Here is a 20,219-nt window from a genome sequence, read left to right on the forward strand (position 1 = left end):
CGCCACGCGGACCGAGGAGCATGCGACACTGGCCACATGCCCATCCTCAACAAGGACATGCAGGTGTGCATGTCGCTCGCCGCCCGCCCGAGCAACATCGGCACCCGATTCCATAACTTCCTCTACGACGAGCTCGGGCTGAACTTCCTCTACAAGGCGTTCACCACCACCGACCTCCCAGGAGCCGTCACCGGCATCCGTGCCCTCGGCATCCGCGGGTGCTCGGTGTCCATGCCGTTCAAGGAGGCGGTCATCCCCCTCGTCGACGTCGTCGAGGAGTCCGCCGCGGCCATCCAGTCCGTGAACACCGTGGTCAACGACGACGGTGTGCTCACCGCCTCGAACACCGACTACGAGGCCGTTGCAGCACTGCTCGGCACGCACGACGTCGACCCCACGTCCCGCGTGCTGCTCCGCGGGTCCGGCGGCATGGCGAAGGCCGTCACCGCGGCGTTCCGTGGCGCCGGGTTCGACCACCTCACCGTGGTCGCCCGCAACGAGGACACCGGCTCGGCCCTCGCGTCGCAGTACGGGTTCGACTGGGTCCGCACCGAGGACGAGGCCGGCGACGCCGACCTGCTGGTCAACGTCACGCCGCTCGGCATGGACGGGGACCAGGCGGACACCGTCGCGTTCGCCGCGGACCGGATCGCCGCGGCCCACACCGTGTTCGACGTGGTCGCCTTCCCCTCCGAGACGCCGCTCGTGCGGGCCGGACGCGCGGCGGACAAGCACGTCATCACCGGCGCCGAGGTCATCGCGCTCCAGGCAGCGCGCCAGTTCGAGCGCTACACGGGCGTCGCCCTCACCGACGACCAGGTGGCCCGGGCGAGCGAGTTCAGCCGCGCTGAGTAGGGCGCGTCAGGCGTTCCGGGCGCGACCCGTCGCGACCCAGCGGAGGCGCCGCAGGGTCTCGCGGTTCCTGATCCACACCAGCGGCTGCAGCAGGAACCCCGGGACGTACGTGGTCGGGCCGGCCACGGCGTCCTCGACGATGGTGACCTTGCAGCCCCGGGGATGCGGCTCGACGGTCAGTTCCACGCGCGCCTCACCGAGGGGCCAGCCCTTCGGCTGCATGGCCATCCGCCGGGGCGCATCCCACACGAGGGACGTCGTCACGTCGTCGATCACGAACGGCCACACACCGAACGAGTGGTGCAGGCGTTTCCCGACCGCTGGCCAGCCGGGTTCCGCACCGCGCATCCGGGACGCGCCGACCACCCAGGTCGTGAAGAGCCAGCCGTCGCCGAGCACGTCGAAGACGTCCTCGGGCGTGCAGTGCATGATGCGGACGTTCTTTGCCATGATCAGTCCTCCGGTGCCAGGTCGACGTCGTCCGGCAACCCGAAGGTGTGCCGCAGTGCGCTCTTCGCGGCCCGCCAACCGGCCATGCCGTGCACGCCGGGACCCGGGGCAGCGGCCTCGGAGCAGAGGTACATCCCGCCGCCCATCCGCCACGGGTCGTTCGACAGCAACGGACGCTTCACGAGCTGCCAGAAGCTCGCCGCACCCGAGGCGATGTCCCCGCCGACGTAGTTCAGGTTGTAGGCAGCCATCTCCACGGCGGTCCGGGAGCTCGTCGCGAGGATCGTGTCGCGGAACCCCGGCGCGAACCGCTCGATCTGGCGGGTGACGGCCTCGGTGTGGTCGACGTCGGACCCGGCGGGGACGTGCGCGTACGCCCAGAACACGTGCCGGCCATCCGGCGCACGCGACGGGTCCACGACGGTGGGCTCCGACCCCAGGACGTACGGACGCTCGGCGTGCCGTCCCCGCGCCACCGCGCCCTCTGCTGCGGCGATCTCGGCGCGGGTGCCGCCCAGGTGCACGGTGCCGGCCCGACGCAGGTCCTCGTGCGTCCACGGCACCGGTTCGGACAGGGCGAAGTCGACCTTGGCCGCCGCGTTGCCGAACCGGAACCGTCGGAGCGCACCGCGACGCGGCGTCGGGATCTGCGAGCCCGCGATCCGGAGCATCCCCGGCACGCTCGTGTCGAACAGCACCGCCTTCGCCGGGGTGATGTCCCCGAGCGATCGGACCTCCTGTCCGGTGACGATCCGCCCGCCATGCGCGACGAGGTCGGCGGCGAGCGCGTCGACGATCGCCTGGCTGCCGCCGATCGGCACCGGCCAACCGCGGGCGTGCGCGTAGCTGCCGAGCGACAGGGCCGCTGCGGCGGTCGCGAGGGACGGCATGTGTTGGATGGAGTGCGCCGCCACCCCGGTCAGCATCGCGGGTGCGACCTCGTCCCGGAACCGGGCGTTCCAGGCGCCGCTCCCCTGCTCCAGCGCTCGCAGGCCGAACCGCAGGACGGTGAGCGGGTGCCGCGGGACGTTCAGCAGCGCGTTCGTGGCGAAGTCCGACACCTGGTCCGCGTTCCGCGAGAGCGGGGCCATCAGGGTCCGGAAGGCGGGGCCGTCGACACCGAGTTCCGCGGCCGTGCGATCGAGGTCCTGGTGGGCGATCCCCGCGCGGCCGCCGTCGAGCGGGTGGCCGTACTGCACCTCGGGTAACCGCAGGTCGATCCGCTCGTCGAGGCGGAAGCGACGGAAGAACTCCGACTGCAACGCCATCGGGTGCACGGCCGAGCAGACGTCGTGGCGGAAGCCGGGCAACGTGAGCTCGGCGGTGCGTGCTCCTCCGCCGATGGTGTCGTTCCGCTCGACGACCTCGACGGACAGGCCGGCCCGCGCCAGGGTCACCGCTGCGGCGAGCCCGTTCGGCCCCGCCCCGACCACCACTGCGTCCACCACGCGTCGAGCCTACGGACGCGCGGTGTCCGCACTCGCAGGGTCGGTGCCCTCGTCGCCGTCGGTGTCGGCGTCCGTGGGCTCGTCGGCGTCCGCCGCGACCGCACTCGGGCCGGAACCGAGCGGATGCTCCGCGAGCAGCGCAGCGAAGTCCTCGTCGAGCATCTGCTGCACCCGGTCGTCTCGACCGATCTCGTAGCCCTCGGTCGGGCGCTGCGCCCACCCCAGACGCCCGACGACGGTCGTGCCGATGTCGTCCCATGCGCGGGCGCGGGCGGCGAGCACGACGCCGTCGACGAACACCTGGTCGTCCCGGCGGCGATCGAGCATCGCCGCGAGCTCTTCGTAGGTGGCTTCGCGCGTCCGGAGCTTCAGGTCGTCGCCGCGCTTGTAGTCGTGCTGGTGCTTCGACCGGCCCTTCTGCTTGATCGCCTTCGAGCGGATCTCCCGCATGCGCTCGGCGTCGCCGCGCTGCTCCTCCGCCATCCGGTGCAGCTCTTCGCGCACGGTCTCGGCGGCGACGGCGTGGTCGAAGAAGCCCTGGTCACGGAGCGAGTTGGTGATGATGCGGTTGGCGACGGCGATCGTCACGGCGGCCTTCGAGATGAGGAAGCCCTCGTCGACGGCACGGCGGAGTTCCACCTGGCTGACGGGTCGCTCGGTCGAGGTCTTGCTGCGCCGTCCGAACAGAGCCATGGCATCGACGATACCGGCGACGGGTGACCATCAGCCCGCAGGTGGACCCGGATCACCGCCTGGAGGGACGACTCGCCTCCGCAGCGTCCCTAGCGTGGAGCGCATGGTCACCACCACGACATCTCCCAGGACCGGACTGGGCACCGCCAGTCTCGTGCTCGGCATCTGCTCGCTGCTCGCCGGCTGGACGTTCTTCGCGCCGGTCGTCGGGCTCTGCCTCGGCATCGCGTCCCGCAGCCGCGAACCGCTGGCGCGTGGTCGTGCCGGCTGGGGCATCCTCCTGAACGTGGTCGCACTGGCGATCTGGATCGTGCTCGTCGTCGTGTTCATCGCCGCTGGCGCCCTCGCCGCCTGGCAGCACGCGACGCAGGCCTCCTGACAAAGGGCCTGGCGCCGTGCGCCTGACCCGGCCGGACCGGACCGGACCGGTGTCACCGTCGCCACGGGAGAGCACGCAGCAACGCATCATCTCAACTGAGCAAGTCGGGCGGTCGCTCCCGGACGGGGGGGTGGTCGAGGCGTTCTGCCCCTGGATACATTCCCTCTACTCGAGCCAGGAGGGCTCGGGACGAGGGGGATCTCAGGATGAGGAAACACGGACGCTTCCGCGTCGCGACAGTCGGCATCGCCGCCATCATCGCGCTCGGCATCGGTACGAACGCACCCGCGTACGCCGACGACACCACCACACCAGACAGCGCAGCAACCGCCACGCCAGACACCGGCGACATGAGCGTCGACGCGGCCTTCCCCGGTGATCCATCGGCAGAAGCCGACACTCCATCGGAGTGGCTCGAGCAGAAGTACGGCTCCACGGTCACCGGACCAGACGAGGTTCAGGTTCCCGTCGAGGATGACGATTCGCTGCCCAGCTGTGGCGATGACGAGTCGACCATCTGTATGACTGCGACCGTCACGGACGACCTCGCGGACGCGACACCGCCGGCACCGCCGTCGCCGGCACCCGACACGGCCCGATCGCTGAGCTCTCTCTCGGCGGGCACGAGCGCAAGCGCCGCGGATGAGCCGTCCGCCCCGCTGATCTCGAGCGGCTGCCTGTCGAGCCCGATCTCCAGGAACTGGGAAGTCGCTCGTTGGACTGCATGCTCACATCGCAAAGCGGTGCTCGATCTGATCACGAAGGAGGGCGAACGGGTCGGACGGGTGAAGTACGAAACGTTCCACGAAGTCACCGGTAACCCTACGAAGGGCGAGTGAGACAACGCATTCCTGATCGGAATCCGGAGCGCCACCGGGATCGCGGCCGAGACTGAGGTACTCGGACAGGGGAGTTGCATCGGCAAGTGCACGTTCGCCGGAGCTCGGGACATCAAGGGGGCGATGGTCCCTGGCACGTCGATGCAAGGTAGCTCGCACTTCACCTGGCGTGGCACGGCCGGTGCCCGTGTCCAACCGCGACCGCTGTGGGAGTTCACCTTCAGCCACCCGAACGGAATCACTATCGACGGGGCAATCTACAAGTCCCCGAAGATTCGCTGCGATCGCGACTACCCGGGCCGACCGAGTTCCGTCGGCTGTGTCTTCCCCCAGCAGCACGCCGACGAGTGGGTGAGCGGCGACCGTGCGTCCTGGTGGGGCTCCCATGTCGCGAACGCGCAGAGCAGTGGCCTGCCGGTGAGCCTGCACCGCGCGACGACCGCCGAGGTCGTCGCGAATCGAGCGGCAGCATGCACAACCGCGCCGCGGCCGCGCCCCACAGTTCCAGGAAGCACCGAGAAACGCGAGTGCGACGAGTACCCGTTCGCATCTGCCGCGGAGGGCGCAGCATCCGGCACCGGCACCGTCCGCGTCCTCAACATCTACACCTGGGACGGCAGCGCCTACTGCAACATGCCTCCGACGGTGAACCAGACCGGCGAAGGTGGGTGGAGTATCTGTCTGATCCCCGCATCCGACAACCGCACCGGCGGCCAGATCCTGAACAGCTTGTACAAGGCGTTCCGCGTCATCCCAGGAGACGAGTACTCCATCCGCATCTACACCAACACCTGACCCCCGGGGGCCCGCATGCGCTATGAAGCCGACATCGACGACGGCACTCTCGTCATCGAGGGCGGTCACCTCGTCGCGGCGACCCCGGCCGACATCGCGCAGATCGGGTTCCTTGACGCGGAACAGACCATCACCTGGGGCAACTCCAACCTGGAGGAACGCTTGCCGATCGGCCTCGCCACCGTCGCCGAATCTGGACCTGTCCCGATCTCCGTGCACGCGCACGGCACGGAACCACCACTCCCCGTGGAATCCTGGACCGATGTCGTCGACGTCACCTTCGACGTCGACGACATCGAGTCCGGCCTCACCGTCGTCAGCCTCTTCACCGGCCCCGACTTCGACACGCCTCCGCTCACACCCACTCCTGGCCTGTACCGGCTGCGGATCAGTGCCCGCGGCCGTGAACACGACTGGATCGACACCGTGCTCGAGGCGTACCGCTTCGACGCATGGCCCATCGACGTGGCCGCACCACCCACCATCCACCGTCAGCACCACGCGCCCACCTGACGACGAGCGCTCCGTGATCGACCGCTTGCCGACGCACGAACGCCCCCGTCCGGCGGGAGGAGGGCGTTCGCGCGGAGACGGGTCCTACTCGTAGCGGAGGGCCTCGATCGGGTTCTGGCGTGCAGCACGGCGTGCGGGCAGCGTGCCGGCGAGGAACGCGATGAACATCACCACGAGGATGATCGTGATCACCGAGGACGGCGCGAACTGCATGATCTGCAGACCAGGCAGGTCCTTCAGCACCGTGCCGGCCAGGACGTTCGAGATCCCCGTGCCGAGCGCGATCGCCACGCCGGCGCCGATCGCACTGCCGAGGAAGCCGATGAACACCGCCTCGAGCGAGAACAGCGTGTAGACCTTGCCGCCGCCCATGCCCATCGCCTTCATCAGGCCGATCTCACGGGTCCGCTCCTGCACGCTCATCAGCAGCGTGTTGATGATGCCGAAGCCCGCCGCGATCAGGGCGATGACCGCGAACGCGTTGAGCACGCCGACGATGCCGTTGATGACGGTCTGGAACTGGCCGAGCTGGTCCTGGATCGTCTGTCCGGTGTAGCCGTCCTTCGACAGGGCGCTCTTCACGTCGGACGCGGTCGCGCCGCTGTCGAGGGTCGCCGAGGCGCTGGCGTACGAGGTCGCGATCGACGCGGGCTTCCCCGTCTCCTGCGCGGACTGCATCGCGTCGGTCAGGGCCGCGTTCGCACCGGCCCCGCCGCCGAACAGCGACTCGTTCTGCACACCGACGACGGTCGCCGTCAGGGTGTGCTCTGCGCCCTGGTAGTCGTCCACCGCGAAGGTGAGCTCCTTGCCGACGGCCGCCTGCTCGCTGCCGAGCCCGAGGTTCTTCAGGTAGTTCGTCGGCAGGATGACCTGGTTCGCGTCCGTGTCGTCGTCGAGCTGCTTGCCCGATGCCAGGTCGGCCTTCAGCTCCCCCGCGTTGGCGGACAGCGTGACGACGTACTTGCCCTCGTTGTCGTACTCCGCGTACTTCGGGCTCAGCGCGACGGCCGGACGGACGGAGTCGATGCCCGAGACGCCCTTGATCTTGTCGACGTCGGACTGGGACAGGTACCCGAAGGACGCCGGCCCGCGGTCGACGCTCTGCGTGGACGCGTCGGGGTCGTACTTCGCGGGGCCGCTGTCGGTCGACGACGAGTCGACGGTCTTCGTGATCGTCAGGGTCCCGGTGTCGCCGATCGAGGCCACCTGGGTGTCGATGTAGTTCCCGACGCCGGTGCCGATCGCCGAGGTGAGCGTGATGGTGAACGCGCCGATGAAGATCGCGATCACGGTCAGGGTGGTGCGGAGTTTGGACCGGAACGTGTTGCCGACCGCGGTCCGCAGGAGGTCGAGGAAGTTCATGCGGAGTGCCTTCCGTGCTCGTGGGCACCCGGGGCGGGCGCATCGGCCTCCGTCGACCCGCCGACGATCAGCCCGTCGCGCACGTTCACGCTCCGGTCGCAGCGTGCCGCGAGTTCTTCGTCGTGGGTGACGACGACCAGGGTGATCCCCCGCTCGCGCTGCAGTCCGAAGAGCATGTCCTCGACCACCTCGCCCGTGTTCGTGTCCAGGTTGCCCGTCGGCTCGTCAGCGAAGATGACGCTCGGCTCGCCGACGAGCGCTCGGGCGATGACCACGCGCTGCTTCTGTCCACCGGAGAGGTCGTTCGCGTCGTTCCCCGCCTTGTCCGCCAGCCCGAGCGCGTCGAGCGCCGCCATCCCCCGGCGTTTCCGCTCGGCCCCGGAGACGCCGGCGATCTTCAGCGGCAGCACGACGTTGTCGAGCACCGAGGTCTTCGGCGTCAGGAAGAACTGCTGGAACACGAACCCGAAGGTGCTGTTCCGCGTGCGGTTCACGTCGCGGGCGCTGAGCGTCGCGGCATCTGTGCCGTCGAGCAGGACCTGCCCGGTGGACGGCTTGTCGAGCAGCGCGAGCAGGTGCATCAGCGTCGACTTGCCGGAGCCGGACTTGCCGACGATCGCCAGGCTCTCCCCCTGGTTCACGGCGAGGGACACCCCCTTGAGCGCATCGAACCGGGTGGAACCTCGGCCGTAGGTCCTCGTGAGGCCCCTGGCCTCGAGCACGGGAGTGGTCATGCGCCCGAGCGTACTGTCCGTTGCACGACTGAAAGTTTGCGTTTGCTGCAAACGATGTGACGTTCCGGTTACAGTCGAGCCATGCCCGACAGTGCCACCCCGTCCGAGATGGGTCTGCGCGACCGCAAACGCATCGAGACCCGCAGCCGCATCGCCGAGGCCGCGCGGTCACTCGCGCTCGAGGACGGCATCGACCACACCACGATCGAGCAGATCGCCGCGCGCGCGGACATCTCGCCGCGGACGTTCTTCAACTACTTCGAGAGCAAGGAGGACGCGGTCCTCGGGCACACCGAGCTCGACCTCTCCGCCGAGACCCTCGAGTCGCACGTCCGGGCCGTCGCTGGAGAACCGGCGGCGCAGGCGGTCGTCGACCTGGCGTTCCTGGTGTTCGGCGAGACCTTCGGGGACGAACGGCACCGCCACGAGCGCAAGGAACTCATCGTGCGCTTCCCGCAGCTCATGCGCCGCCAGGTCACGCGCATGTCGAGCGTCGCCGAGGCGATGACCGGCGCCGTCCGCACCGTGCTCGAGCGCGACCCGGCGTGGGGGCCGGAGGCGGCGACGCCGCAGGCGGCGGAGATGCTGCTCGGCATGGTGATGACGGCGCTCCGCAGCTCCGCCCGGAACGAGGGCACGGAACCCGAGCAGGTGCGCACCCAGGTGGTCGCGTTGATGCGCGACACCGCGGCCCGGATCGCAGCAGGATGACGGACGGGAGGCTCGGTGCCAGCTGGCACCGAGCCTCCCGTCCGTCCGCTGGTCGCGTCGCGACCCGTCAGGACTTCGAGATGAAGCCCTCCTTGACCATCCAGTCGAACGCGACGTCCGCGGGCTCGCGGCCCTCGACGTCGACCTGCCGGTTCAGTTCCTGGAGGACGGCGTCCGTCAGCTTCGGGGAGATCTGGTCGTAGACGTCCTCGAGCTGCGGGTACTCCTCGAGCACCGACGTGGAGAGCACCGGGGCGACGTTGTAGGCCGGGAAGAAGCCCTTGTCGTCCTCCAGCACCTGCAGCCCGAGCGACTTGATGCGCCCGTCGGTGGTGAACACCTCGCCGAAGTTGCACTTCCCCCGGTCGGTCGCCGTGTAGACGGTGCCGGTGTCGAGGATGTCGACGTTGCCCTTCGGGATCGCGGAGTCGCCGGAGCCACCGAGCTGCAGACCGTACTTCTCGAGCATCGGCTTGAAGCCGTCCGACCGAGAGTTGAACTCCGACTCGACGCAGAACGTGCGCTGGTCGGCCGGGAGGTCGGCGATCTGCGACAGCTTCGTGATGCCGCCGAGCTCCTTGACCGCTTCCTTCCGCACCGCGAACGCGTACGTGTTGTTCATCGGGGCGGGCGGCAGCCAGGTCAGTCCGTTGCCGGCGTCTTCCTTCTTGACGGCCTCGTACTGCTCCTGCTTGTCCGGGATGCCCTCCTTGTGGCCCATGTAGGTGAGCCAGGCGGTGCCGGTGTACTCGTACGTCATGTCGGCGTCGTGGCTCGTCATGAGCTGCCGCACCGCCACGCTGCCGGGGACGTTCGTCTCGTCGGTGACCTGGAAGCCCGCCGCCTTCGCCGCGAGCACCCCGATCTTGCCGAGCACGAGCTGCTCCGTGAAGTTCTTCGCGGTCACGGTGATGTGGGCGTCGGCGGGCAGCCCGTCGATCTTCTTGATCGTTCCAGGCGCTGCCGCCGGGACGAACGACGTCGCGGGTTGCAGGCCACAGCCGGTCAGCGCGAGCGCTGCGGCACCGGCGACGACGACCGCGGCGATCCCCCGGCGTCGGGTGTTCGTCTTCTTCGTCATCGGAGTCCCTTCGGGCGGGCGACGGTCTCGACGATGCGGCCGAGCCAGTCGATGGACAGCGCCAGGAGCGCGATGAGCAGGGCGCCGGACACCAGCACCTTCGGCAGGAACAGGTTCACGCCGGTGGTGATGAGGAGCCCGAGGCCGCCGGCACCGATGAAGGTCGCGAGCGCGGCGGAGCCGACGAGCAGCACGAGCGCGGTGCGGATGCCGGAGAGCATGACCGGGACGGCCAGGGGCAGTTCGACCCGCATCAGGACGGAGAACGCGCTCATGCCCATGCCGCGACCGGCCTCGACCGTGCGCTGGTCGACGCTCTCGATGCCGATGATCGTGTTCCGCAGCACCGGCAGGATCGCGTAGAGCACGAGGGCGATCACCGCTGCCCAGAACGAGAACCCGAGCCAGAACGCGAGGAGCACCACGAGGCCGACGGCCGGTGCCGCCTGACCGAAGTTCGCGACTGCGAGGATCACGCCGCTGGCCCGGCGGAGGGGTCCGCGGGTGAGGACGATGCCGAGCGGGATGCCGATGACCAGCACGATGACGGTCGAGACGATCGTCAGGAGCACGTGCTGCCAGGTGAGCGACACGAGGTCGGCCGGGTTGAGCGTGGAGCGCTCGGTGGCCGTCAGGTCGGCCGTGTTGAGCCAGACGGCGAACGCGGCGAGCACGACGAGGATCGCGACCGGCTGGATGACGAGCCCGCGCCAGCTGGCCTTCGCGGGCTTCGCGACGGGATCGACGACGACGTCACTCATCGACGGGCTCCTCTGCGCGGACCGGGGACGACGGCATCGTCTCGATCGGGTTCGTGTTCGTCCCGACCGGGGTGTACGCCTGCTCCTCGGCCGCTGCGGCACGGGAACGGGTGATCGCGTCCATGACCGTCTCCACCGTGATGACGCCCTGGAAGGCGTCGCGGCGACCCGTGACGAGCGCGGCACCGGCGCTGGACACGAGCATCGTGTCGAGCGCGTCGTTGAGCGTCGCGGCCTCGCCGACGACGGGCAGGTCGGGGTCGGTGCCGTCCGGGATGCGGTCGAGGCGCTCGAGCTGCCGGCGGGTCGGCCAGCCGATCGGACGCTGACGGGCGTCCACCACGACGGCGTGCCCGTGGCCGCCGGCCTCGCGCATGCGCTGCAGGACGGCCTTCGCCTCTTCACCGGGCGAGCAGGTCACCGCGGGGGCGAGCTCGACGTCGCGCACGCGGTTCAGCGTCAGCTGCTTGAGGCCGGCACCCGAGCCGATGAAGTTCTCCACGAACTCGTTCGCGGGCTCGGCCAGGATGCGCTCCGGGGTGTCGTACTGCACGATGTGCGCGCCTTCGGAGAAGATCACGATCCAGTCGCCGAGCTTCACGGCCTCGTCGAAGTCGTGCGTGACGATGACGATCGTCTTGTGCAGCTCTTCCTGGATGCGGAGGAGCTCGTCCTGCAGGCGCTGGCGGGTGATCGGGTCGACGGCACCGAACGGCTCGTCCATGAGCAGGACGGGCGGGTCCGCGGCGAGGGCCCTGGCGACGCCGACGCGCTGCTGCTGCCCGCCGGAGAGTTCACGGGGGAAGCGGTCGCGGTAGGTGTCGGGGTCGAGGGAGACCAGGTCGAGGAGCTCGTCGACGCGGGCGGCGATCTTCTCCTTGGACCAGCCGAGCATCTTCGGCACGATCGCGATGTTGGCCGCGACGGTCATGTGCGGGAAGAGCCCGCCGGCCTGGATGACGTAACCCATGCGGCGGCGGAGCTCGTCGCCGTCGATCGAGGTGACGTCGTCGTCGCCCACCACGATCTTGCCCTCGGTGGGCTCGATCAGGCGGTTGATCATCTTGAGCGTCGTCGTCTTGCCGCAGCCGGAGGGGCCGACGAGCATGACGATCTTGCCGGCGGGGATCTCGAGCGTGATGCCGTCCACGGCGGGCTTCGACTGGCCGGCGTAGCGCTTGGTGACGGTGTCGAGCAGGATGCCGCGACCGGTCACGTCGCTCTCGGCGCGGGAGCCGTCGGTGTGGGACAGGGTTGCGTCAGTGCTGGACACGGATACCTCGCGAGATGGTCAGGCGGCCGAGGCCGAGGAGCAGGAGATCGAGGACGAGGGCGAGCAGGACGACGCCGACCACGCCCACCACGACCGAGTTGAGGGAGTTCGCGCCGCCGAGACGCGAGAGCCCGGAGAAGATGAACCCGCCGAGCCCCGGGCCGAGAGCGTACGCGGCGACTGCGGCGACGCCCATCACCATCTGCGCGGAGACCCGGACGCCGGTGAGGATGATCGGCCACGCCATCGGCAGCTCGACCTGCACCAGGGTGCGGAAGCGGCTCATCCCGATGCCACGGGCCGACTCGACGACGGCGGGCGAGATCTCGGAGAGCCCGACGACCGCGTTGCGGAGGATCGGCAGGGCGGCGAAGAACGTGACCGTGACGACGGACGGCACGACGCCGAACCCGAGCGGGACGAGCAGCAGGCCGATCACGGCGAACGACGGCAGTGTCAACCCGATGGTCGACACCTCGTTCGCGACCGATCTCAGCCGCGGGATGCGGTAGACGAGTGCTGCGAGCAGCACGGCGATGACGGTGGCGAGCACGGTGCACTGGACGACCAGCGAGAAGTGCTGCCACGACGCGAACCAGATCTGGTCCCATCGCTCCGTGACGTAGTTGAAGAACACTTGCTGCTGGTTCCCCTCGGGTCGGTCGTTCTGCCCACGGGTCGGGGCACAAGTGCCGCCCAACGTACGCAATGGCGCGGCGACTTGTACAACCGCAAATGTCGCGAACGCAGGGTTCCTGCGGATTCTTCAATCACGAAACCCCAGGTCAGCGCCGTGTGCCGTCCGTGATCCTGGGAGAACGGTAACGATCGAACGGGCTGCCCGGCTACAGGCCCGCTTCTCGGAGCCCGGCCTGCTCGGCGATCGAGACGAGCCGCTCCCGCCACTCGATCCACTCCTCGGGCGTCTTCTCCGCGAGGTTCCCGTCACCGTCGCCCGCGAGGCCGTCGAGCATCTCGCGCACGATGTCCGCGTGCCCGGCGTGCCGAGCGGTCTCGTACGCCATGTGCACCAGCACACGGTGCAGCGTGACGTCACGGTGCTCGGGTGCCCACCACGGAACCACCCCGCGCGCGTCGAGGTCGAGCGCCTCGATCGTGGCGTCGGCGTGGGCGGCGCTGGCGTGGTGGAACGCCACGATGTCCGCCATCGTCTCGTCGAGCGTCGCGTACATGTCCCGGTCGTCGTCGGAGTCGAGCCATGCCGGCGGATCGGGGAGCGGGCGGTCGAACACCCGCCCGAAGTACTCGGACTGCACGGCGGCCACGTGCTTCACGAGCCCGAGGACGTTCGTGCCCGTCGGGGTCACCGGCCACCTGGCCTGCCGTTCCGCGAGTCCGTCGAGCTTCGCGAGCAGCGCTGCCCGGTGCTTCTGGAGGTAGCGGTGCAGCGTCTGCTTCACGACTGCCTGGTCGGTGACCGGGGACGCCCCCTCGTCGGTGAGCAGGGAGTTCCCGGTCGCCGCGATGGTGCCGGACGGCGGTGCAGGTCGCACCGCCGGCGGCTCCTCGGTGATGTCGCTCATGCCCTCGATCGTGCCACCGCGCGCTCGCGGATGCGCTCCGACTCGGCCACGGCGACGCGCTCGGCGGTGAGCAGCAGTCCGGCGACGTCCGCGGAGTTCCGCGACGGTGCGTCGTTCCAGCTGGTCAGGTCGCGCACGCGGCCCATCCGGACGTCCGGGGCGGGGCACCAGAGGACCGGCGAGCCTTCTTCGACCGCGAGGGCGTGCCAGACGACGTCGAGGGCGCGCTGGACCGGCTGGGAGTGCACCGCGTGCGGACCACCGGCGGCGTAGACCACGGCACCGACGAGGCACGCACCGACGAGCGGGCGCCCGGCGACGTCCATCGCCGCGGCACTCGACGCCTTGCGGGTACGGCCCTTCTCGTCGACGTAGGAGAACCACGCGTGCTGGATCCACCCGCGTTCGACGACACCGCGCGCACCGGACAGCAGCCGCTCCACGTCGGCGAGGTCGCGGAGCTGCGCTTCGGCTCGACGGACCCTGGCAGCGGCCCGACGTTCGGCGAGCCGGTCGAGGAGGCCGCGGAACCCGGAGCGGGTGGGCGTGGGGAGGGAGGGAGAGGCGTCGGTGTCGACGTCGTGCTGGACGCGGAACTCGAGGGTCATCAGGCCCCTCCGATCTTCACGTGCACGGATGGTGTGGAGAGACGATAACCCCGTTCGGGTCAGCCGTCGAGAGCGGCGTCGATCCCACGCTCGGCGACGATCCGGAACGCGCTGTCGTCGCTGAGGTGCATCGCCGAGGCGATGGACACGGCCCAGCCACGTGCCCTGGTCCAGGTGGCGTCGTCGGCGGGGACCAGCGCGCGGAAGGTGCGCCGGGCCTCCCGGTCGAGCGTCAGCCACGCGGTCGCGAGGTCCACTGCTGGATCGCCCGCCGTCACGTCCCCGAAGTCCACGACCGCCGACAGGCGGTCACCGGTGCCGTCCGGCGCGGGTTCGACGAGCAGGTTGAAGGGGTGCAGGTCGCCGTGCACCCAGACGGGAGGCCCGGCGTACGCGGGCAGGGCGGCCGCGGTCCGCCAGAGCGCGGCCAGCTCCACGGCACGTGGTACGTCCGCGGTGGCGAGCCGTTCCAGGACGGCGTCCGAGCGGGTGGGCAGGGGGACGGCGCGCACCGGGTTGACCGGCGCGTCCGCCGGCGCGGGCACGTGCAGCAGCCGGACGAAGGCCGCGAGCGCCTCGGCGACCGCCGTCCCGCCGGCGCGTTCGCCCGCCGGGACGCCGGGGAGCCAGCGCACGACGCTCCACGACCACGGGTACCCCGGCGCCGGGCGACCGGTCCGCACCGGATCGGGGACGGGCACGATCGCGGCGACCCGGTGGGCGATCTCGGGCAACCAGCGCTGCTCGTGCTCGATGAGCCGGGCGGCGGCGGCACGGCGGGGGAGCCGGACGGCCAGCAGCTCCCCGAGCCGGACGACCACGTTGTCCCAGCCGTTCGCGACGACCTCGAGCGGCAGGTCCGCGAGGTCGGGGTGCTGGTCGGCGAGCAGCGCGCGGACGAGCTCGGCGTCGACGTCGACCTCTGCTTCCGGGGTGGGCATCGGGTCAGGCTAGCCGGGGCGGCCCCTCCCCGCGAACGGGGGCTCTCGGCGCGAACCTACCGCTTGGTATCTTCATAGGGTCGGAGACGTGGGTGTCGCTGGGGGGACTCACGACCCGTGGTCGTGTCGGACCGGCGTCAGGGCGCCTCGGTCCGCGCGGCGTGCTCGTGAGATGCGTCGGGCTCGTGAGATGCGTCGGGCTCGTCGGGTGCGTCGTCCTCGTCCGGGGCGATGAGGGCCACCAGCCGCGGGATCTCCGGGCGCATCCGCTCCGTGACGATCGCGGCGAGCAGGACCGTCCAGAGGTCGCGGAGCCGTTCGAACAGGTCCGCGCGGTCGGCCAGCACGTCGGAGACGGTCTGGACGCCGGTGTACGCGGGGATGATCACCCGCCCGAGCACCTCCGGGTCCCAGGCATCGTCGACCTCGCCCGCGGCGATCCCCTGCCGCATCAGTTCGGCGACGACCGCCATCCAGTCGGTGTACGGGTTCTGCCGTGCCACCTCGGCGGTCGCGGCCTCGGTCGACAGCCGGATGCCGGCGCTCACGACGACCTCGGACACCATCTGCGTCGCGAGTCCCTGCGACATCCACATCATCGCCTCGAGCGGGGACGTCGCCCGGGTGGACGCCGCTTCGCCGTACCGCCGGGACACCTCGTGCTGCTGGGCGATGACCGCGCCTGCGAGGTCGCGCTTCGACCCGAAGTGGAAGTAGAGCGCTCCCTTGGTCAGCCCGGCTCGCTCGGCGACGGCGTCCATCGAGGCGCCGACGTACCCGTGCTCGTCGAACTCGTGGGCCGCGGCCTCGAGGATCGCCGCCCGTGTCGCCACCGCGCGCTGCTGCCGCGACCGTCCGTCCTCCGCCATGTGGGTGCCTCCGCGGCCGATCGTATCGGCGGGTCCCGGGCGGTGTCGGGCAGATCCCCGGCAACCGTCAGGTGACGTGTCCTACGGTTCCCGGCATGGACGGATGGCGGAACCCGACACGGTGGGCCCGAGCGGGTCGATGGCTGCTCGTGCCCATCGCGGTCCTCGACTGGTTCGCGCTGCCGGCCCAGGGGGTCTTCGTCACCGCGTTCCTCGTCGCGGTCGTCGGGCTCGTCGGGATCGCCGCCGCGCTCGTCGTGCGGATGCTCCGCGGCAGCCGTGGCGCGATGGCGGCCCTCGGCGTCGTGATGCTGCTCGGCGGTCTTGCCGTGTTCGGGCTCGACCCCTTCCCGGGGTCCTTCCCGCTGATCGACTCGTGGTGGCCGGACGCCATCACGCAGCCGCAGCACGTCGGTAGCGCCTACTGGCAGCTCGCCGGACTCGGGGTCGAGCTGTGCGGGTTCGGCCTGCTCGCGACGCTGCTCGTCGTCACGCTGACGCGTCCGACCCTGCACGGCGGGTCAGCACCGCGACGCTGACGTCGGCGTCGGGTGCGGCCTCGCGCAGTGCCCGGATGCGGTCGACGAACGCCGTGGCCTCCTCCGCTGCCGCCAGGGCCGCGACGGCACCGATGTCGTCGAGCCCACCGAGCGACAGGAGCCCCGCGGTGAACAGCACGAGGCGGTCGCCCGGTGCGAGGTCGACCTCGACGTGGGTCCGCGCGGTGCCCTCCGGCTGCAGCCCGATCGGCAGGTCGATCGTCCTGAGCACCGTGTGGGTGCCGTCGGCGCGGACGTGCAGCGCCAGACCGTGGCCGGCGTCCACGGACGAGACGTGACCGGTCGTCGGGTCGATCCGCGCGTGGAAGAGCGACCCGACGGCACCGGCGGCCTCCAGGTCGGCGCCGATCTGGGCCTCCAGTGCCTGGCCGTCCGCTCCCAGCCGCACGTCGGTGCGTGCCACGACGGCGGCGCGGAGCGTCGACGCGAGCAGGCCGGCCGCACTGCCGGCGGCGGACACCGAACCGATCGTCAGCCGGATCGTCCCGTCGGCCGCGACGCGCCAGTCCGCGAGGTCGCCGGACCCCTCGCGTGACGAGGACACGGCGGCGAAGTCGTAGCCGGGGACGTCGATCGGGTCGGGGACGAGCGCGTCGAGCACCCGCCGGACCCGGTCCCGGTCGATCGCGTGGCCCAGCTCCCGCTCCGCCCAGCGGGCGAGGTCACGGAGCATCTCCACGTCCTGCGGCGAGAGCTCGCGGGGCTTCGCGTCCATGATGCAGAGCGTGCCGACACGGGTGCCGTCGAGCATGGACAGCGGCGCACCCGCGTAGAAACGGATGCCCGGCTCGCCCGTCACGGCGGGGAGCCCGCTGAACCGCGGGTCGAGCGCGGTGTCCGGCACCACCATCGGCCCGTCCTGCAGCACGGTCGTCGAGCAGAACACGTCACTCGCGGCGGCGCTCCCGCCCTGCTGCCAGCCCTGCGCGGACTGCGCCGTGACGAGGTCGCCGTGCACGAGGTTGAGGAAGCTCAACGGCACCCCGAACGCCGCCTGCGTCATCCGGGTGATGCGGTCGAACCGCTCCTCGGGACCGCTGCCGAGCACCCCGAGGGCCTCGACGAGCGCGTTCCGTCGGTCCGCCTGGGTGTCAGTCACGCGTCCTGTCTACCGCACCCTCGGCGAGGAACCAGTCGCGGGGGTGCTCGTCGGCCGTCAGCACCCGGCGCGGCGTGGTGGGAGCGGCCCACTCCGCGGCGTTCGAGAGCACCCGCTGGATGTCCGGGTGGTGGTACACGGGGTACTCCTGGTCACCGGGCGAGAAGTAGAAGACCCTGCCGCGGCCACGACGGTAGGCGACGCCGGAGCGGAACACCTCGCCGCCGGTGAACGTCGACAGGAAGACCTCTTCGTCGGGGCGGGGGATGTCGAAGTACTCGCCGTACATCTCCTGGCGGTCGATGACGATCGGGTGCGGGACGCCCTTCGCGATGGGGTGGTCGGGCGCCGTCGTCCAGACGAGCTCCCGCTCGCCGTCGTTCCGCCACTTCAGGGAGCACGTCGTGCCCATCAGCCGCTTGAACGGCTTCGAGTAGTGCCCGGAGTGCATCACCACGAGGCCCATGCCGGCGTGCACGGCGTCCACGACGCGTTGCACGACCTCGTCGCTGACCTCCTCGTGGGCAGCGTGGCCCCACCAGAACAGCACGTCCGTGGCGTCGAGGCGCTCCTGCGTCAGACCGTGCTCCGGCTCCTGCAGCGTCGCCGTGCCGACCGAGGCCTCCGGAAGGTGCTCCTGCAGTGCGGCCGCGACGACGGTGTGGATGCCGTTCGGGTAGTGCTCGACGACCGTCGCGTCACCGCGGGTCTCGTGCACGTTCTCGTTCCAGACGACGATGTTCTTCACTGCTCGATCTCCATCTCGTGTCCTGCCTGTGCCGACGCGTAGATCGCGTCGACGACCCTGCTGCGGTGCAGCGCGAACTCGCCGTGGTGCCCGTCGTGGAGGCCGCTGCGGATCGTGGCGATGAACTCCTCGATCACGCGCTGGTGGTGCCCGCCGGGGACCTGCACGCCCGGCCGGGTGACCGTCGGGATGCCCTGCTCGTCGGAGTAGAGCGTCACGGTGCCCTCCGTCGCGTAGTCGCGCACGAACAGCCGTGCACCCCCCGTCGACCCGAGGAGCTCGACCTCGATGTCCTCGACGTCCTTCGAGTAGCTCGCCCAGCTCGCCTGCAGCAACAGGCTCGACCCGTTGTCGAACCGGAGCAGGGCGCTCGCGAAGTCCTCGACGTCGAACGGACGGTCCGTCGCCGCCGACACCGGGGTCCGCTCGCTGCCGCCACGGCCGGCGCTGCCGAGTTCGTTGTACGTGACGGCGCTCGCGGTGACCACGCGGGGTTCGCCCATCAGGTGCAGTGCGATGTCGAGCACGTGCGACCCGAGGTCGATGAGAGGGCCACCGCCGGCGGTCTCCTTGTTCGCGAACCAGCTCCGGATCCCGGGGATGCCGGCGCGACGGAGCCAGCTCGCGCGGGCGTGGTAGACGTGGCCGAGCGGGTTCTCTGCGCCGCCGTTCCGCAGGTGGTCGGCGAGGAACTGCACATCGGCGCGACGGCGGTGGTTGTAGGCGACCTCGAGCACGCGGTCGTTCCGGACGGCGGCGTCGACCATCTCCTGTGCCTGGGCGCCGGTCGTCGCGAGGGGCTTCTCGCAGAAGACGTGCTTGCCGGACTCGAGCGCGGCGACCGCGATGGGGTGGTGCAGGGCGTTCGGGACGCCGATCGACACGATGTCGAGGTCGTCCCTGGCGACGAGGTCCTGCCAGTCCTCGTACGTGTTCGGCACGTGCCGGGTCTCGGCCAGCTCGGCCAGTCGAGCCGTCTCCTGTCCCGCGAGCGCCACCACCTCGACCCCCGGGAGTGCGGTGTAGGCATCGAGGTGCGTGGTCCCGGCGAACCCGAGACCGACCACCCCGACGCGGAGCGTGCGTGCTGCATCCGTGGTCGTGTTCGTCGTCATCGACATGACACCGACGCTACCGGAGGCTCGGGTCGAATCGATACGACAGGCGGCGTGTTGCCGTCCCGGGGGTGGTGGTGGGCGGAATCGCGCGTAGGCAGTCGAATCGCGCGTAGGAGGTCGAATCGCGCGTAGGAGGTCGAATCGCGCGTAGGAGGCCCGAAGTTCTGACCCCCTACGCGCGATTCGGCTTGCTATCGCGCGTGTGAGGGGAAGGAACGCGCGCGGAGGTCTCCCATCCGTGGTCCGCGACGATGGAGGCATGACGCCTCGATCCCTGTTCCGTGCCCTCGCGGTCGCCGAACTCGTGACCTGGACGATGCTCCTCGTGGGCATGCTGATGAAGTACGGCTTCGGTCTGGGGGACCTCCCGGTGCGCATCGGCGGCAGCGTGCACGGCTTCGTGTTCCTCGCGTACCTCGTCGTCACGACGGTGGTCGCGGTGAACCAGCGGTGGTCGTTCGGCACGCTGGCGCTCGGATGGGCGAGTGCGGTGGTGCCGTACACGACGCTGCCGTTCGAGGTCGGTGTCGTACGCCGGGGCATGCTCGATGGCCCCTGGCGGCGCTCCGCTCCGGCCGGGACGCAGCCCGGCTTCTGGGACCGCCTGCTCTTCTCCGTGGTGCGTCGCCCGGCGGTCGCCGTCGTGGTGGGCGTGGTGCTCGTCGTCCTGGTGTTCGTGGTGCTGCTGACGATCGGCCCGCCGGTCCCGTCCCGCTGACCGGTCACAACACCCCGCTCACCGCCGCCGAGCGGTCGTGAGTCGTCGGTGCGGAAGCACCGAAACGACGGATGGCGACCAGTCGGCGGAACCGGGCGGGGTGTCGTGGCCGGTCGCGAG

The 20,219-nt window shown here is 70.4% G+C and carries 24 protein-coding genes; 8 read left to right on the plus strand and 16 right to left on the minus strand.

The features are described 5' to 3' along the window. The first annotated feature begins 36 nt into the window (after window positions 1-36). Window positions 37-855 (plus strand): shikimate 5-dehydrogenase, encoded by an 819-nt coding sequence (locus ACIPJ2_RS02310; RefSeq protein WP_402727374.1) that lies wholly within the window; start codon window positions 37-39, stop codon window positions 853-855. Between the two features lie 6 nt (window positions 856-861). Here the strand turns inward: ACIPJ2_RS02310 and ACIPJ2_RS02315 are convergent, their stop codons facing one another. Genes ACIPJ2_RS02315 through ACIPJ2_RS02325 form a run of 3 tightly spaced genes read right to left on the minus strand, consistent with a single transcriptional unit; the run spans window position 862 to window position 3,446 of the window. Further along, window positions 862-1,305: an SRPBCC family protein gene (locus ACIPJ2_RS02315; protein ID WP_402727375.1), complete on the minus strand. Its 444-nt coding sequence runs from the start codon at window positions 1,303-1,305 to the stop codon at window positions 862-864. Between the two features lie 2 nt (window positions 1,306-1,307). Continuing rightward, entirely contained in the window at window positions 1,308-2,753 is a 1,446-nt protein-coding gene (locus ACIPJ2_RS02320) for a phytoene desaturase family protein (RefSeq protein ID WP_402727376.1), read from the minus strand. A gap of 9 nt (window positions 2,754-2,762) precedes the next feature. Continuing rightward, window positions 2,763-3,446, minus strand: a complete 684-nt coding sequence (locus ACIPJ2_RS02325; protein WP_402727377.1) for a hypothetical protein — start codon at window positions 3,444-3,446, stop codon at window positions 2,763-2,765. 103 nt (window positions 3,447-3,549) lie between these two features. Here ACIPJ2_RS02325 and ACIPJ2_RS02330 point away from each other — a divergent pair, with 103 nt between their 5' ends. From ACIPJ2_RS02330 to ACIPJ2_RS02345, 4 genes are all read left to right on the plus strand, one after another. Next, the gene (locus tag ACIPJ2_RS02330; protein ID WP_402727378.1) at window positions 3,550-3,825 is read left to right on the plus strand and encodes a hypothetical protein; all 276 of its coding nucleotides are present in this window, start codon (window positions 3,550-3,552) and stop codon (window positions 3,823-3,825) included. Window positions 3,826-4,031: 206 nt separating this feature from the next. After that, complete coding sequence (locus ACIPJ2_RS02335) at window positions 4,032-4,664, plus strand: hypothetical protein (RefSeq protein ID WP_402727379.1); 633 nt, start codon at window positions 4,032-4,034, stop codon at window positions 4,662-4,664. Window positions 4,665-4,787: 123 nt separating this feature from the next. Beyond that, window positions 4,788-5,459 (plus strand): hypothetical protein, encoded by a 672-nt coding sequence (locus ACIPJ2_RS02340; protein WP_402727380.1) that lies wholly within the window; start codon window positions 4,788-4,790, stop codon window positions 5,457-5,459. 15 nt (window positions 5,460-5,474) lie between these two features. Further along, window positions 5,475-5,972: a hypothetical protein gene (locus tag ACIPJ2_RS02345; protein WP_402727381.1), complete on the plus strand. Its 498-nt coding sequence runs from the start codon at window positions 5,475-5,477 to the stop codon at window positions 5,970-5,972. An 84-nt stretch (window positions 5,973-6,056) separates the two neighbouring features. Here ACIPJ2_RS02345 and ACIPJ2_RS02350 read toward each other — a convergent pair whose 3' ends face one another. Both ACIPJ2_RS02350 and ACIPJ2_RS02355 read right to left on the minus strand, forming a co-directional pair. After that, window positions 6,057-7,334, minus strand: coding sequence for an ABC transporter permease (locus ACIPJ2_RS02350; protein WP_402727382.1), 1,278 nt, complete (start codon window positions 7,332-7,334; stop codon window positions 6,057-6,059). After that, window positions 7,331-8,068: an ABC transporter ATP-binding protein gene (locus ACIPJ2_RS02355; protein WP_402727383.1), complete on the minus strand. Its 738-nt coding sequence runs from the start codon at window positions 8,066-8,068 to the stop codon at window positions 7,331-7,333. The genes ACIPJ2_RS02350 and ACIPJ2_RS02355 overlap by 4 nt, the downstream gene beginning before the upstream one ends. 81 nt (window positions 8,069-8,149) lie before the next feature. Here ACIPJ2_RS02355 and ACIPJ2_RS02360 point away from each other — a divergent pair, with 81 nt between their 5' ends. Then, window positions 8,150-8,779, plus strand: coding sequence for a TetR/AcrR family transcriptional regulator (locus ACIPJ2_RS02360; protein WP_402727384.1), 630 nt, complete (start codon window positions 8,150-8,152; stop codon window positions 8,777-8,779). A 67-nt stretch (window positions 8,780-8,846) separates the two neighbouring features. Here the strand turns inward: ACIPJ2_RS02360 and ACIPJ2_RS02365 are convergent, their stop codons facing one another. From ACIPJ2_RS02365 to ACIPJ2_RS02400, 8 genes are all read right to left on the minus strand, one after another. Beyond that, window positions 8,847-9,860, minus strand: coding sequence for a glycine betaine ABC transporter substrate-binding protein (locus ACIPJ2_RS02365; RefSeq protein WP_402727385.1), 1,014 nt, complete (start codon window positions 9,858-9,860; stop codon window positions 8,847-8,849). After that, the gene (locus ACIPJ2_RS02370; protein WP_402727386.1) at window positions 9,857-10,621 is read right to left on the minus strand and encodes an ABC transporter permease; all 765 of its coding nucleotides are present in this window, start codon (window positions 10,619-10,621) and stop codon (window positions 9,857-9,859) included. Before ACIPJ2_RS02370 ends, ACIPJ2_RS02365 begins: the two co-directional genes overlap by 4 nt. Then, complete coding sequence (locus ACIPJ2_RS02375; protein ID WP_402727387.1) at window positions 10,614-11,894, minus strand: ABC transporter ATP-binding protein; 1,281 nt, start codon at window positions 11,892-11,894, stop codon at window positions 10,614-10,616. The genes ACIPJ2_RS02370 and ACIPJ2_RS02375 overlap by 8 nt, the downstream gene beginning before the upstream one ends. Then, a complete protein-coding gene (locus ACIPJ2_RS02380; RefSeq protein WP_402727388.1) occupies window positions 11,881-12,531 on the minus strand; it encodes an ABC transporter permease in 651 nt (216 codons plus the stop codon). Before ACIPJ2_RS02380 ends, ACIPJ2_RS02375 begins: the two co-directional genes overlap by 14 nt. A 208-nt stretch (window positions 12,532-12,739) precedes the next feature. Continuing rightward, window positions 12,740-13,438 carry a DinB family protein gene (locus ACIPJ2_RS02385; protein ID WP_402727389.1) on the minus strand — a complete coding sequence of 233 codons (699 nt, stop codon included), beginning with the start codon at window positions 13,436-13,438 and terminating at the stop codon, window positions 12,740-12,742. Continuing rightward, the gene (locus ACIPJ2_RS02390) at window positions 13,435-14,046 is read right to left on the minus strand and encodes a hypothetical protein (protein ID WP_402727390.1); all 612 of its coding nucleotides are present in this window, start codon (window positions 14,044-14,046) and stop codon (window positions 13,435-13,437) included. Before ACIPJ2_RS02390 ends, ACIPJ2_RS02385 begins: the two co-directional genes overlap by 4 nt. 59 nt (window positions 14,047-14,105) lie before the next feature. Beyond that, window positions 14,106-14,987: an aminoglycoside phosphotransferase family protein gene (locus tag ACIPJ2_RS02395; protein WP_402727391.1), complete on the minus strand. Its 882-nt coding sequence runs from the start codon at window positions 14,985-14,987 to the stop codon at window positions 14,106-14,108. A 137-nt stretch (window positions 14,988-15,124) separates the two neighbouring features. After that, window positions 15,125-15,856, minus strand: a complete 732-nt coding sequence (locus ACIPJ2_RS02400; protein ID WP_402727392.1) for a ScbR family autoregulator-binding transcription factor — start codon at window positions 15,854-15,856, stop codon at window positions 15,125-15,127. Window positions 15,857-15,951: 95 nt separating this feature from the next. On the opposite strand from ACIPJ2_RS02400, the gene ACIPJ2_RS02405 reads away from it, so the two are divergent. Beyond that, a complete protein-coding gene (locus ACIPJ2_RS02405) occupies window positions 15,952-16,395 on the plus strand; it encodes a hypothetical protein (RefSeq protein WP_402727393.1) in 444 nt (147 codons plus the stop codon). Here the strand turns inward: ACIPJ2_RS02405 and ACIPJ2_RS02410 are convergent. The 3 genes from ACIPJ2_RS02410 to ACIPJ2_RS02420 are packed head-to-tail and all read right to left on the minus strand — an operon-like array spanning window position 16,346 to window position 19,384. After that, complete coding sequence (locus ACIPJ2_RS02410) at window positions 16,346-17,515, minus strand: PP2C family protein-serine/threonine phosphatase (protein ID WP_402727394.1); 1,170 nt, start codon at window positions 17,513-17,515, stop codon at window positions 16,346-16,348. The two genes, ACIPJ2_RS02405 and ACIPJ2_RS02410, sit on opposite strands and share 50 nt — an antisense overlap. Beyond that, a complete protein-coding gene (locus ACIPJ2_RS02415) occupies window positions 17,508-18,263 on the minus strand; it encodes a ThuA domain-containing protein (protein ID WP_402727395.1) in 756 nt (251 codons plus the stop codon). The genes ACIPJ2_RS02410 and ACIPJ2_RS02415 overlap by 8 nt, the downstream gene beginning before the upstream one ends. Then, window positions 18,260-19,384, minus strand: coding sequence for a Gfo/Idh/MocA family protein (locus tag ACIPJ2_RS02420; RefSeq protein WP_281266169.1), 1,125 nt, complete (start codon window positions 19,382-19,384; stop codon window positions 18,260-18,262). Before ACIPJ2_RS02420 ends, ACIPJ2_RS02415 begins: the two co-directional genes overlap by 4 nt. 256 nt (window positions 19,385-19,640) lie before the next feature. On the opposite strand from ACIPJ2_RS02420, the gene ACIPJ2_RS02425 reads away from it, so the two are divergent. Beyond that, complete coding sequence (locus ACIPJ2_RS02425) at window positions 19,641-20,099, plus strand: DUF3817 domain-containing protein (RefSeq protein ID WP_402727396.1); 459 nt, start codon at window positions 19,641-19,643, stop codon at window positions 20,097-20,099. Window positions 20,100-20,219 lie beyond the last annotated feature (120 nt).

Source organism: Curtobacterium sp. NPDC090217 (assembly GCF_044746705.1).
Taxonomy (GTDB): domain Bacteria; phylum Actinomycetota; class Actinomycetes; order Actinomycetales; family Microbacteriaceae; genus Curtobacterium.

Bases quoted from the DNA above. Each gene is read 5' to 3' on its own strand.
- ACIPJ2_RS02310 (WP_402727374.1), top strand. From the start codon at position 37: ATGCCCATCCTCAACAAGGACATGCAGGTGTGCATGTCGCTCGCCGCC.
- ACIPJ2_RS02315 (WP_402727375.1), bottom strand. From the start codon at position 1,305: ATGGCAAAGAACGTCCGCATCATGCACTGCACGCCCGAGGACGTCTTC.
- ACIPJ2_RS02325 (WP_402727377.1), bottom strand. From the start codon at position 3,446: ATGGCTCTGTTCGGACGGCGCAGCAAGACCTCGACCGAGCGACCCGTC.
- ACIPJ2_RS02330 (WP_402727378.1), top strand. From the start codon at position 3,550: ATGGTCACCACCACGACATCTCCCAGGACCGGACTGGGCACCGCCAGT.
- ACIPJ2_RS02335 (WP_402727379.1), top strand. From the start codon at position 4,032: ATGAGGAAACACGGACGCTTCCGCGTCGCGACAGTCGGCATCGCCGCC.
- ACIPJ2_RS02340 (WP_402727380.1), top strand. From the start codon at position 4,788: ATGGTCCCTGGCACGTCGATGCAAGGTAGCTCGCACTTCACCTGGCGT.
- ACIPJ2_RS02345 (WP_402727381.1), top strand. From the start codon at position 5,475: ATGCGCTATGAAGCCGACATCGACGACGGCACTCTCGTCATCGAGGGC.
- ACIPJ2_RS02350 (WP_402727382.1), bottom strand. From the start codon at position 7,334: ATGAACTTCCTCGACCTCCTGCGGACCGCGGTCGGCAACACGTTCCGG.
- ACIPJ2_RS02355 (WP_402727383.1), bottom strand. From the start codon at position 8,068: ATGACCACTCCCGTGCTCGAGGCCAGGGGCCTCACGAGGACCTACGGC.
- ACIPJ2_RS02360 (WP_402727384.1), top strand. From the start codon at position 8,150: ATGCCCGACAGTGCCACCCCGTCCGAGATGGGTCTGCGCGACCGCAAA.
- ACIPJ2_RS02365 (WP_402727385.1), bottom strand. From the start codon at position 9,860: ATGACGAAGAAGACGAACACCCGACGCCGGGGGATCGCCGCGGTCGTC.
- ACIPJ2_RS02370 (WP_402727386.1), bottom strand. From the start codon at position 10,621: ATGAGTGACGTCGTCGTCGATCCCGTCGCGAAGCCCGCGAAGGCCAGC.
- ACIPJ2_RS02385 (WP_402727389.1), bottom strand. From the start codon at position 13,438: ATGAGCGACATCACCGAGGAGCCGCCGGCGGTGCGACCTGCACCGCCG.
- ACIPJ2_RS02390 (WP_402727390.1), bottom strand. From the start codon at position 14,046: ATGACCCTCGAGTTCCGCGTCCAGCACGACGTCGACACCGACGCCTCT.
- ACIPJ2_RS02395 (WP_402727391.1), bottom strand. From the start codon at position 14,987: ATGCCCACCCCGGAAGCAGAGGTCGACGTCGACGCCGAGCTCGTCCGC.
- ACIPJ2_RS02400 (WP_402727392.1), bottom strand. From the start codon at position 15,856: ATGGCGGAGGACGGACGGTCGCGGCAGCAGCGCGCGGTGGCGACACGG.
- ACIPJ2_RS02405 (WP_402727393.1), top strand. From the start codon at position 15,952: ATGGACGGATGGCGGAACCCGACACGGTGGGCCCGAGCGGGTCGATGG.
- ACIPJ2_RS02420 (WP_281266169.1), bottom strand. From the start codon at position 19,384: ATGTCGATGACGACGAACACGACCACGGATGCAGCACGCACGCTCCGC.
- ACIPJ2_RS02425 (WP_402727396.1), top strand. From the start codon at position 19,641: ATGACGCCTCGATCCCTGTTCCGTGCCCTCGCGGTCGCCGAACTCGTG.